At 60.2% G+C, this 10,561-nt stretch carries 13 protein-coding genes; 2 read left to right on the top strand and 11 right to left on the bottom strand.

Annotated elements, in window-relative coordinates; genetic code table 11:
* Positions 1 to 188: hypothetical protein (locus tag AC5ZGW_RS43875; RefSeq protein ID WP_496114117.1), on the top strand; the 188-nt coding region annotated here is incomplete at its 5' end.
* 154 nt (positions 189 to 342) lie between these two features.
* Here the strand turns inward: AC5ZGW_RS43875 and AC5ZGW_RS43870 are convergent.
* From AC5ZGW_RS43870 to AC5ZGW_RS43835, 8 genes are all read right to left on the bottom strand, one after another.
* The gene (locus AC5ZGW_RS43870) at positions 343 to 1,032 is read right to left on the bottom strand and encodes a lytic transglycosylase domain-containing protein (RefSeq protein ID WP_349645132.1); all 690 of its coding nucleotides are present in this window, start codon (positions 1,030 to 1,032) and stop codon (positions 343 to 345) included.
* A 206-nt stretch (positions 1,033 to 1,238) separates the two neighbouring features.
* Positions 1,239 to 1,751, bottom strand: a complete 513-nt coding sequence (locus AC5ZGW_RS43865) for a S26 family signal peptidase (RefSeq protein ID WP_130230431.1) — start codon at positions 1,749 to 1,751, stop codon at positions 1,239 to 1,241.
* Positions 1,748 to 2,212 carry a DUF2840 domain-containing protein gene (locus AC5ZGW_RS43860; protein ID WP_130230433.1) on the bottom strand — a complete coding sequence of 155 codons (465 nt, stop codon included), beginning with the start codon at positions 2,210 to 2,212 and terminating at the stop codon, positions 1,748 to 1,750. The genes AC5ZGW_RS43865 and AC5ZGW_RS43860 overlap by 4 nt, the downstream gene beginning before the upstream one ends.
* A 289-nt stretch (positions 2,213 to 2,501) precedes the next feature.
* Positions 2,502 to 3,383 carry a replication initiator protein A gene (locus AC5ZGW_RS43855; RefSeq protein ID WP_130230435.1) on the bottom strand — a complete coding sequence of 294 codons (882 nt, stop codon included), beginning with the start codon at positions 3,381 to 3,383 and terminating at the stop codon, positions 2,502 to 2,504.
* A 22-nt stretch (positions 3,384 to 3,405) separates the two neighbouring features.
* Complete coding sequence (locus AC5ZGW_RS43850) at positions 3,406 to 3,687, bottom strand: helix-turn-helix transcriptional regulator (protein ID WP_036006809.1); 282 nt, start codon at positions 3,685 to 3,687, stop codon at positions 3,406 to 3,408.
* 133 nt (positions 3,688 to 3,820) lie between these two features.
* Positions 3,821 to 4,318 (bottom strand): DUF2285 domain-containing protein, encoded by a 498-nt coding sequence (locus tag AC5ZGW_RS43845; RefSeq protein WP_130230437.1) that lies wholly within the window; start codon positions 4,316 to 4,318, stop codon positions 3,821 to 3,823.
* Between the two features lie 79 nt (positions 4,319 to 4,397).
* Positions 4,398 to 4,592 (bottom strand): transcriptional regulator domain-containing protein, encoded by a 195-nt coding sequence (locus AC5ZGW_RS43840; RefSeq protein ID WP_130230439.1) that lies wholly within the window; start codon positions 4,590 to 4,592, stop codon positions 4,398 to 4,400.
* A gap of 164 nt (positions 4,593 to 4,756) precedes the next feature.
* Positions 4,757 to 5,029: a DUF2285 domain-containing protein gene (locus tag AC5ZGW_RS43835; protein ID WP_130230441.1), complete on the bottom strand. Its 273-nt coding sequence runs from the start codon at positions 5,027 to 5,029 to the stop codon at positions 4,757 to 4,759.
* A gap of 146 nt (positions 5,030 to 5,175) precedes the next feature.
* Between AC5ZGW_RS43835 and AC5ZGW_RS43830 the strand changes: the two genes are divergently transcribed.
* Positions 5,176 to 5,424, top strand: coding sequence for a helix-turn-helix domain-containing protein (locus AC5ZGW_RS43830; protein WP_126259268.1), 249 nt, complete (start codon positions 5,176 to 5,178; stop codon positions 5,422 to 5,424).
* A gap of 102 nt (positions 5,425 to 5,526) precedes the next feature.
* On the opposite strand, the gene AC5ZGW_RS43825 is transcribed toward AC5ZGW_RS43830, so the two are convergent.
* From AC5ZGW_RS43825 to AC5ZGW_RS43815, 3 genes are all read right to left on the bottom strand, one after another.
* Complete coding sequence (locus tag AC5ZGW_RS43825) at positions 5,527 to 5,847, bottom strand: DUF736 domain-containing protein (RefSeq protein ID WP_006018714.1); 321 nt, start codon at positions 5,845 to 5,847, stop codon at positions 5,527 to 5,529.
* Between the two features lie 708 nt (positions 5,848 to 6,555).
* Complete coding sequence (locus AC5ZGW_RS43820) at positions 6,556 to 7,278, bottom strand: hypothetical protein (RefSeq protein ID WP_130230443.1); 723 nt, start codon at positions 7,276 to 7,278, stop codon at positions 6,556 to 6,558.
* A gap of 228 nt (positions 7,279 to 7,506) precedes the next feature.
* A complete protein-coding gene (locus AC5ZGW_RS43815) occupies positions 7,507 to 10,464 on the bottom strand; it encodes an ATP-binding protein (protein WP_130230445.1) in 2,958 nt (985 codons plus the stop codon).
* Positions 10,465 to 10,561 lie beyond the last annotated feature (97 nt).

Genomic DNA, 10,561 nt, shown 5'->3' with positions numbered 1-10,561 from the left:
GACGAACTGCTGCCCTGGGCCTGGAGATCGAACAATCATGTCAAGACCTGACTAACCTGCAGCAGGTGGACGCATACGTCGTGGTGGTCGTGGTCGTCGTGGTCTCCCAGTCGCCGGATCCCGAAAGAGCCGCCGCGACCTGGCAGCCAGCTCGCGAAGCCCCGACTGCTTCCGAGTACTTGCGATAGCGATCGTTACCCGAAGGGCCGAGACACCCGAAGGGTGGCTCGGTGAGGAGCGAAGCGACGAGTAGAGCGCGGGCCGAAGGCATCGCCCATACGCCATCAGCACGTACCACCTGCTCGTTGAAGCACGCCAAAGTTTGCGAACCCGCACACTTGATCATTGCGATGCTCCCGAATCCGATCGAGGGACGAACACGCCAATTGGCCGGGGAACCATGGGCGAAACGTCGGGCGCCGAGATTGCAGCCGTGACACCGCTCGACGGCATGAGCGCCAGCGACCGATCGCGCGTTTTCATGAGATCGGATCGCGGGACGAATAGCGTCGGAGCTGCTGATGACTGTTCGCCGGACGTCCATCTCGGCGGCAGTTCGATGGCAAGCAGATTTGCAAGCTTTGCGACGTATGCTCGCGTCTCGTCTGGCAAAGAGCCGCCTGCGAGATGTTCTTCATAGCGAGCTGGTCCCGCGTTGTACGCGGCAAACACGCCCGGCGAACCATACCGATCGAGCAGTTCGCGCAAGTAAGCCGTGCCCGCCAGAATGTTGTCGTGCGGGTCGTAGGGGTCGTTCCCGAGATTGTAGCGCTCGCGAAGTTCCGCCCAAGTCGCCGGCATGATTTGCATCAGGCCCATTGCGCCTTGTGGTGATCTGGCGTGCACGTCACCAGCGCTTTCGACATTGATGACCGACCCGATCCAGTTCATCGGAATTCTAAAACGCCGCGAGGCTTCGTCGACGAAAGCTGCAAACGGGTTGCCTGCCTTAGCGACCGTTTGAGCTAATGCCGATCCACTCTCGGCTAGAGCAGCACCGTCCGACGCAGCGAAAACAAGCAGCAGCGACACGACAGCCCAAACACGCACGCCCGACCGAGCCAAGCATGCCGTCGTGCTCGCGCCCGTCCAGGGTAAAGCCGCTTCGCGCCGGCCATGCGGCCGCCCTTGACTGCCGCGGCGCGCGTCGGCCCTGCAAGCGTTGGTCGGGACGGAGGAATGGTCCCGCGATCGATCGAACAGAGGAACGGCGGAGTAAGAGCGTGGAACACGCACGATCACTCCTCCCACGTCCACACGGGCAGCGCACGGCCGATCACTGCCGACGTAGGCAAGACTCCAAAATACCGGCCATCAAGAGAGTCGTCCGACTGCCAGTTCATCAGAAACAGCTCGCCGTCACGGACGACGCGGCAGCCCTGCCATTTCGGCAGCGGCCGGCCGCGTCCGTCGCGGTCCCGCGCCTCGCCCATTGCAATCTCGTCGACCGAAATCGTGAGGCCGGTTCTGCAAACAATCTGCCCCGGAAGGGCGAGCACGCGCTTCAGCATGGGGACGCCGATGGGCAGATAGCCGTTCAAATCGAGGAAGGTCGCGAGGGGCTCCGGCGGCTGCACGGCGACCAATTCAGTGATCTGGAATTGGTCCGCCGGTCGGAGGCGGTAGAGACCGATCGGCACGCTCGCGGATGCGTTCCAGATGTAAAGCGGAAGCGGCTCCAGGACGATCGTCGCGATGAGCGCGGCAGCGACCCCAGTCGTCAAGGCCAGCATCATTGGGCGGCCCGTCATCGCATGACCCTCTGCCGGTGAAGCCAGGCCTGGTGGCGGGCTTTCGTGTATGAGCGCGGGTTTTCGTTGACGGACAGACGGTTATGAACGTGGTGCCAATGATCGGGCGCAACATCAGCCGGATCAATGTCGAGGGCCTCAATGGCGTCGACCATCTGCAGCACTCGCTCGACCTTCGGCCAGCCGGACAGACGCAGCAAAATCTCTCCGCCGGGCGTCACATAGGGGACGGTCGAGCAGCGCTGTCCAGGCGCGACCGCGCGCAAGATGTCGATGCGCGAAATGATTGTGCCAAAGTCGTTGGAGGTCCACCGGACGAAGGCAAAGATGCTGCCTGGCGCGAATGACAGGACGCGCCGATGGCGATCAAGCTTGCGTTCGTTGGCGATACGACCGAACCGAATGCGGTTTTCGATGCGCTTCTCGAGCCACAACACTTCCACTTCCGTGAGATCGCTCATGCGGCGGCTCCCTGACGCTGGAGCTGGCAACCGTGAGCGTGGGGCTCGGCGGAGAGTGTGCATGGCCTGCAAAGGCAGGCTGGACTGTCGGACTGCCGTTGCCAAGCGCCGCCAATGCGGCTTGCGGCCTGCTCCGTTAGAAGAAATCCGAAGGATTTCCTGTTAGTAAAGTTAGAGCGGCTGGAAAGCACGGAAAAACAAGCTCTTAAGCCCGATTCCGGTCCCCGATAGCACGAGGATCGGGTCCCCGATAGCACGAGGATTGCGGTCCCCGATAGCACGAGCTGATTCACAGGTTGTCCTCCGAATTTGGAACGAGACCGCGACGGCGCAAGCGGGCCGTTAAGGGATCAACAGGTGTGGGTGCGAAGTTCAGTCGCTCGCTGCCGTTCCGGTCTCGCGTGAGCACGAGCTGATAGCCAGGCAATGTCTGGCACTGGACGATCTGGCGGACGTCGTAAGCAAAATGTTTGAGCGGCGAGATGATGCCGGACTTGGCATGGAGGTGCACAAGATCAAAACTCCAGCCGCCGTCCTGCCGACCACCGTGCTTGCGCACGAGCCGATAAAGCCAGCGTTCAAGCCCGCCCGTGAGCTCGAAATAAGCGCGGTCGATCGTCAGCACGAGTGCATCATCGATGACGCCGGCATAGAACCAATCCGGCAGGATCAGCTCGATCCCAAATGGCCGACCGTTTGCATCGGCCGTCTCCTTCCACTCGTTGATCCAGGAAAAACGATGCCGTCGCCGTTCTGTCGGCTGTCGGATCGACGTCAGCACGGTCGTTGACTGAAGTCTGTCAAGACCAGCCTTCAGGCGGTCATAGTCGCGTGCGCTGGTGCCGCGGCCGACGAACGTCAAAATCTCGTAAGGCGTTGCAGCCATGAGGCGTGAAGTCTTCAAGCCGGCGTCGCGTGCTTCGACGATCTGTGAAGCGGCCCAGATCAGAACATCTGCATCCCAGATGGTCGCCATGCCGTGTTCCGGCACGGCTTCGACGCGAATTGCGATCGCGCCTGCACGGAAATCGATCGGCACGATCCGCTTGGTCTTTGCGAGGGAGAAGAACGGATACGCCATGAGATCCTGCGCATCGCGAGGCGCAAGATCGCCAGGCAGCGCCCGAAAGAGCTCAAGCTGATCGCGCTCGGAATGGTGTTTGCGCCGCATTGTCATTGCTCTCGCACGGCGATCAGCGACGTTCCTGACCCGCATACGGGCGCAGCGCGGGATGCTTTTTGGCCGGCAGCACGGTCCCCTTGCCGGGGTCAGACGTCGACGTCTTGGCGCCGAGGTCGGCCCACGCTTTCAGGTCATCGACGGCGTAGACGACCCGTCCGCCAATCTTCCGATATGTCGGCCCGGTGCCGTATGTGCGATGCTTCTCCAGCGTGCGACCGGACAAGCCAAGGTAACGCGCGGCCTCAGGTGTACGCAGGAATCGCGGGGGAAGACCGGCCATCGGATCGGGCATTTGAGAACTCCAGGAGGACAGCGCACCACGCTTGGCTAGGCCGGCGTGTGTGCGGTCATCATGGAGAAGCAGGATCTCGGAGGGGGATGCCGAATATGGAGGGGGCGGTTTTCGGCACCCCTCCGGGCCTGCGCTACTCGTCCCTTCGCCCAGGCCGCAGAAGTTTGCGGTAACCCCCGCGCATCAACGCGACGCCGCCTTGCACCAGGCGGACCGTTCGATTGCGCAGATCATGCGTCTTCCAGGCACGATCGGGGATTCGCTTTTTGCCGAAGAGCGCTTCGGCGATAACGCGATAGCTGCCGCCGGCGCTGCGAGCATCGAGCGCACGGATCGCGGTGCTCAGACGTTCGCGCCGCTGTTTGGATAATTGGTGAAAGGCAGGACTTGGCGCGCGTCCATTCATCGCGCGCCACAGCCGGCGGGCTGCATACGCGCGCGCTTCGAAATCGCCGTCAAACGGCAATTCGGCTGAATATGACACGCCAAGCACTGGCGCGTCTTTGGACCAAATGCGGTGGTCCACCGCACCGATGCGCAGCACGGCATGCCAGCCGTCGACAGCGCGGCGCACCTGGCCAGCTGTAAGGTCGAGCAGTGGCTGGGACGGCGCCCTCCCGTCGTCGGCCATTACGATCTTGACCGGAACGACCGCCGCTAGAACCTCAGGCGCCCAAAAGATCGTCTGCTCGTGAAAGGACCTCTGCGGGTCATGGGCGAAAGCAGAGGCCCCACCTCCTCCTGAATTCGTCTGTCACTTCGCCGTTCGGACTGTTGGCAATCATCACCTCGTACTCACGCCGATAGTCGGCGTTGCGGCGGAGACATTCCCAGGCGATGTCGGTGATTTCGGCGTCTTGTAGGCTCTTGTAGGATTCCGGCGACCGCCAGTCGAATTCAGGCATTGCTTCCGCCCCATTACACGCAGCTAACAACGATTGCGGCGCAATAGTTATGAACGAAGCGGTTGTAGGAAGCCCCTAGTTTGGCACCACGTGGTGCGCCAAAATGACCACCCATCAGCAAAAGAAAATAGTTCTGGCTGCAAGTCGTTGCGGACGAATTTCTTCTATTTCGAGCCTGCGCCACGTAAGAGGCGTCCTTGCTCCGTCACCCATTTGGCGCGCGCAAGATGACTCTGATATGCGCTTCGCGCACGGTCCGGCTCCCGCACCGGGTCGATATGCAGCACGATTCGAGCGACTTCCATCCAGTCAGCCCCTTGGCTTTCGGCCTGCAGAAGGCGCATGTAGGTCACCACATGCCGCTCATCGTAGGCAGTGAGAATTTGATCTGCAGGCGCAGCATCGGCGACGTCTGGGTCGAGCGGCGGCTTCCTCATAAGACTCCACGCCTTAGATTAGACAATTTCTAACACACGGGCCGGAAGGAGCAGAAGCGCTAAAACTGTCGCGGGAGCCGTCCGGAGGATGTTTTGTCGAGAATACTCCGTGGTGAAATACTCTTCAAGGACATGCCCTCTCGCGTATGGATATACGCGAGATACTTGCAATCAATTTGCGGAAGCTCCGGCAGGCCCGTGGTTTGTCACAGGAGGAATTGGCTCATCGTGCTGAAATTGACCGCACTTATATCAGCGCTCTCGAACGAAGCGTTTACGCAGCGGGTATCGACGTTGTCGATCGGCTCGCGCGCAGCCTGGGTGTCGAGGCCGCCGACCTGCTCACTCGCCCGCCCACAAGCGCCAAGAAGAAGACTCGGGGACAGGCCGAGTGATTGATGTCGAGCCGCTCGATCCGGCGGCCGGTTTGCGGTCACTGATGCCTGGAAGGATCAGAAGCCCCGCCCGGCAGACCGGACGGGGCTTGATGGAGTGGCCTACTCGCCGGTCTTGCGCGGCCGCGACCAGAGCAGGGTGTAGCCTTCACCGCCTTCGTCGTCGAACAGGTTCGCGTAGATCGGCGCGTTGAAGGAAGGATCGTCGAGCTTGAGCGAGAGGTAGTCGCGGCCTTCCTCGGAACGCTTCGACCAGGCTGCGCCGATCTCCGCCCGGCCCACATAGATGCGGTGGCTGGGGGCGTTGTCATTGGAACGGTTGGTCTCGGCGACGATGCGGACGCCCTTGGCCTTCAGGCTCAGGGTGACGATCTCGCCCTGGAATTCGTTGCCGACCTTCTTGAAAGAACCGATGTTAGCCATGTCACTTCTCCTGTTGTGTTTCGAGCCCACGACCACCGCGGCCTCGATGGCGATCTAGGGCCGAGGACGATCGGCGACGCACCCGCTCGGGCCGGAGCGCAGCGGAGGACGCCGTTGTGGCGACTTTCTTGTCTCGCGAGGAATGGGCGAAGCCCAGGGGAAGAAAGTCGCATCAACGGCGTTGCGGCTCAGACGATCGAGGCGAAGCCGGTCTTCGGCCAGATCAAGCCATCAACGAGGCCACGTGCGTCCGCGTGCTGAACCACGATATCTGGAGAAGCGTGGCTATCTTGGTTTTGATGAACAAGAGGTCGGAACGATTCAGCGGGGAAAGAGAAACAATCTCCTGCAAAGGGCGGCATCGTCTTCCAAGAACCGATCGAGATAAGATCGCTCTGGCGCGGCGGCGTGGGCCAAACCGAAATGCCGGCGGCTTGGTCGACGAGTTCCGAAGAGGACTGCCTCTCCCGCGCTCAGGTTTCGATCATCGCCCATTCAGCGCGCGGATCTCACCGCTGGGGCCTTGCTGCCGTAAGAACTGGCTAGGATGGACTCCCTCAAACCCACCAAAGTGCCTAGAAATAAGGACTTTTCCGTCGGCGCCGGAATGTACCAACGAATGGTACCATCTCGATCGGCGTGGAACCAGTCTTTCGAGATCGACAAGTTCGGCCTTTTTCAGACACGGTGCCTACGTCGCACGACAAGTCAATCGGATCGGCAATTGAGATCAAAAATTTCGATATCGAGCACCGGCGGTCTCGTCAAACCAGCTTCCGGCCCGATGGGCCTCAAACGTCGTAACGTTGGGATGATGTAGCCCGAGAACTCCTGGTAAGCACTTACAAATTGCGATACCGGTCTTCCTCCGAGTTCCAGCGCGTCGTAGTCCAGCCGAACCAAACGTCCTTCTGCATCGAAAAATAACTTCTGTTGGAGCGGATAAATTGAGGACGTTTCGGAAAACTCGACGTGCATCAGGCGAAGTGGCTGTGAGCGACCGTTGACGGATGGTGGATCCCCCTCGCGTATCGACGCCGCTGTTTCCAGAAGGTAGGGCATAGCTACAAGGGCCCACACGGAATATCCGCAGAACTGAGTGAGATCCAGGACATCCCAAGATCCATTCGAAGCGCGTCTCCTCCAGTCGTCGAAAGAACGGCGCTCGACCCGGATCGCTTGACCGTCCTCGTTTTCGATGCCGACCTTTCTCTGATCACAGAAGAGACGATCATTAGTCGCATCAAAGCCCATAATACGGACCGAACGCTCGCGGATGTCAGCCTCGACCACCACTTCCTTCAATGAGCTTTCTTGATGTTTTTGTTCGACAAGCAAACCGCTCATCGTCATATGAACGGTAAACCCACGCAGGTTGCGCCACCGGTCGGCGCCGCCAGACGCCGACAAGACCTGCTCTAGCAGGCTCATTCCACTCCTCCCTGTTGCGGCACACTCAAGAGCGGATAGCCAACGTGGGCAACCTGGTCGCGCTTCAGTCGTCGTGACCCTACTGTGACGGCCCGAAAGGTCGCCTTCAAGCAAGGTACCCATCATCTTCACAACTCTTCGCGAATCTTCACGGGTGTGTCGGGCGCAACTTTTCATTCTGCCCGTCCGCCCCCTCGACGCTCATGCGAACGTCAAGCGAGGTGCGCGTTACCGCCGCGCAGTCGGACCGTTCCCGCCAGCGGCCGCCTTTTGCGCTCTTTCGGCCAGCAGCGATCGTGCGAGCGTAAGGTCAGGGATCGGGCTCGCATCGAGGAAACGATCGCACACGCCTTCGAGGAGCGCCCGGTCGAACTCACCGGAGTATCGCTCATCGAGGCAGGTCCTGTCGATGGCAGCGCGGAGTTCAAAAGTAAGCGACGAGTGGGTACGTGCCAATGCCAGTGATTTTGCGAGGCTGTCTATCGCATCGGCATATCTTGCTCTGCCAAGAGCAGCGAGCGCGATTCCTCTTACTCGAAGAATTTCAGGCGTGTACCAAGAACCTCCCCCTTCTGCGTCTTGCTTGAGAACAGAATCGATGATCGCTAAGGCTTCGCTATTCTCTCCGCCGGCCACCAAGGCCTCGGCCAGGCCAGTCGCGACCGTGGTGGCCATCAGTTGGTGACGATGACCGCGGAGGTGCTCCAGGCCCTCTCGCATGCACGCGATGCCTCCGTCTTTATCGCCGTCTGCCGTTAGCAACCTACCCGCCAACCCTCGAGCAGCGGCAAGGAATGGGATCAGCGAGTTCCTTTCGCTTTGGGCTTGCAATTCATCTGTGATCTGCCACGCCACGTCGTGATCGCCCGCCCAGTGGAAGACCCATGCCGAAAACATCAACGACATGCAAAGAGTGACCGGATGACCTATTTTCCGGCCTTGGTTCACGGCTTCATGCGCCACCGAAACGGCTTTCGAGGCCGAACCTCGAAGCCAGTAGACGCGGGCAAGCGTACCGAGACCGCGGGTATAGTTATCGTACCCGTATTGCAGCAGTTTTGGGTCTTGAGAGCGCGTGATTCCATATGCAGCCTCGCAGTGAACTTGCGCCTTCGCTTGATCGCCGGCCAGATGATATGCCGCACCAAGCATCGCCTCCGACAACGACATGTACCCGGGGTCGGCCAGCTTTTCAGTGGCTGAATGAAACTTTGCTGCCTGCGTCAATGCGCTTTGAAAGTCGCCAACTCGGGCCGAGAAAAGCTGGAGACCGCTGAGAATCCGGAGCTTGTAGCTTGTGTCGTTGACGGCCTCGGACAAATCGAGGGCCTTCATCAAAGCACTATGTGTCGCCGATTTCTCTCCGTCAGTGAACATGCGCGACAGCGCGAGTGCCGTCCAGAGCTCCAGTGCGTACCGGCTGGGCTTGCTCTCGGCCGCGGCGATAGTGACTCCTCGTTCGGCCCATTCGCGGCATTCTATCAACAAGGACATATCGAGGAACAGGCGGGTAGCGCTCGCGGCGATCCGGAGTTTGTCGACAGACGCTTCGTCCGATGAAAACGCGAATTCGAGTGCTGTCCTGATGTTCGAAACGGCTTCCTCCCGATCAACGTCATAGACTGACGATGAGTGGGTTCGGGAAGAGAGTTTTTCGATGCGATCGCAATAATAATCGGCGTGGCGAACGGCGATTTCGTGGGCCTCTCCACTTTCGATCAAATGATGACGCAGCCGCGCGCGCGTGGTGTCGAGCAGGCGATACCGCAGATCGGAACCGTTCACGACCACCGCTATCAACGATTTGGCCACTAGCGCAGAGAATTCCTCGAGCAATCCGTTCGCAGCGGCGGCATTCGCATCGATGACGACGCGTCGGGCCGCCTCGAACGAGAACGGCCCCGTGAAGACCGACAGACGCCGGAGGACCACCCGCTCGTTCTCCGCAAGAAGCCTATAGCTCCAGTCGATCGTTGCGCTAAGGGTTCTATGCCTCGGGACAGCCGTCCGTTTCCCCGAAAGGTGTAGGGCCATATCGCTGTCCAATAGGCTGGCGATGCCTGTGATTCCGAAGGCGTCGACACGCCCGGCGACGAGTTCCAAGGCAAGCGCGATACCATCCAGCCGGCGGCATATGGCGGCGATAGTCGGAACGTCCGACTCGGCGATGTCCGGTGCCACTCCACGTGTGCTTAGTCGCCCGACAAAGAGGCGAGCGGCAGGGTACTCAAGCAACTCGGTGGCGGTCATGCCCGAAACGTCAGGGGGGCATTCAAGGGGCTGCAGGCGGTGAACGCATTCGCCATCCGCCCTCAAGGATTCGCGGCTCGTCGCCAAAAGGTGGACGTCCGGGCAGCGCCGCAAGATTGCTTCGGCAAGTCCCGCCGCGGCTTCGGCGACGTGCTCGCAACCGTCGAGGACGATTAGGGTCCGCTTCCGGCTTAGCGCTGCCAACAGAGACTCGAGCAGATCACTCGACTTCGTGGAAACATTGGTCGATGACGCGACCGCAAACGCCACAGACTGCGGATCGCCGAGCAAACCTAGATCGACGAAACAGACGCCATCCGCGAAGGTGTCGGAAAGCGAATGCGCCACCGATATTGCAGTTGTCGTCTTGCCGACGCCGCCGGACCCAACGATCGACACGAAGCGCTGTGCAATCAGTTGGGATGCGATCGCCTTGATCGCGCTTTCTCGGCCGACGATTTCAGCCGGCATGACGGGCAACCGAGACCGGAACGGTTCGCTGTTGACCGAAACGGGCGCGGCTGCCATCGCGGTCACCGCAAATGCGAAGCAGTAACCTCGCCCTGACACGTTGGTGATATATTTTACGTTCGACCCATCCCCTTCGAGTGCCTTCCTCAAGGCACTGACGTGCACCCGCAAGCTGCTTTCGTCCACGTGCACGCCGGGCCAAACGCGATCGAAAAGCTCCCTTTTTGTAATTACCTGCTGCGGGCGCTCGAGCAATGCGAGCAGAATATCAAAGGCGCGTGCCCCGAGAGCGACCGCCACGCCATCTTTCTCCAATTTGCGCTGGCTTGGTATCAGTCTAAAAGGGCCGAACGTGACGGTTTCAGCGTCGAAGTTCCCGTTCTCCGGTGATTGCCGCAACTCGCCGCTGTTCATCATGAGCAGTGAATTAACAGATAAATGGCGGCTCCTCGAACCGTCACGCAATTGTGTTCTGGTCGGTCGCTTAGGTCGCGTGGACAGTTATGTTAGCCAGAGCAGAGTTGCGGCGATAGCGACGACAGCGAAGTAATTTCGTGCGGTT

Source organism: Bradyrhizobium sp. Crot121, assembly GCF_059512385.1.
This window is presented reverse-complemented; position numbering and strand designations above follow the sequence as displayed.

Excerpts from the sequence above, each read along its gene's own strand:
- AC5ZGW_RS43865 (WP_130230431.1), bottom strand. The coding sequence starts at position 1,751 with ATGACGGGCCGCCCAATGATGCTGGCCTTGACGACTGGGGTCGCTGCC.
- AC5ZGW_RS43860 (WP_130230433.1), bottom strand. The coding sequence starts at position 2,212 with ATGAGCGATCTCACGGAAGTGGAAGTGTTGTGGCTCGAGAAGCGCATC.
- AC5ZGW_RS43855 (WP_130230435.1), bottom strand. The coding sequence starts at position 3,383 with ATGCGGCGCAAACACCATTCCGAGCGCGATCAGCTTGAGCTCTTTCGG.
- AC5ZGW_RS43850 (WP_036006809.1), bottom strand. The coding sequence starts at position 3,687 with ATGCCCGATCCGATGGCCGGTCTTCCCCCGCGATTCCTGCGTACACCT.
- AC5ZGW_RS43845 (WP_130230437.1), bottom strand. The coding sequence starts at position 4,318 with ATGGCCGACGACGGGAGGGCGCCGTCCCAGCCACTGCTCGACCTTACA.
- AC5ZGW_RS43840 (WP_130230439.1), bottom strand. The coding sequence starts at position 4,592 with ATGCCTGAATTCGACTGGCGGTCGCCGGAATCCTACAAGAGCCTACAA.
- AC5ZGW_RS43835 (WP_130230441.1), bottom strand. The coding sequence starts at position 5,029 with ATGAGGAAGCCGCCGCTCGACCCAGACGTCGCCGATGCTGCGCCTGCA.
- AC5ZGW_RS43830 (WP_126259268.1), top strand. The coding sequence starts at position 5,176 with ATGGATATACGCGAGATACTTGCAATCAATTTGCGGAAGCTCCGGCAG.
- AC5ZGW_RS43825 (WP_006018714.1), bottom strand. The coding sequence starts at position 5,847 with ATGGCTAACATCGGTTCTTTCAAGAAGGTCGGCAACGAATTCCAGGGC.
- AC5ZGW_RS43820 (WP_130230443.1), bottom strand. The coding sequence starts at position 7,278 with ATGAGCCTGCTAGAGCAGGTCTTGTCGGCGTCTGGCGGCGCCGACCGG.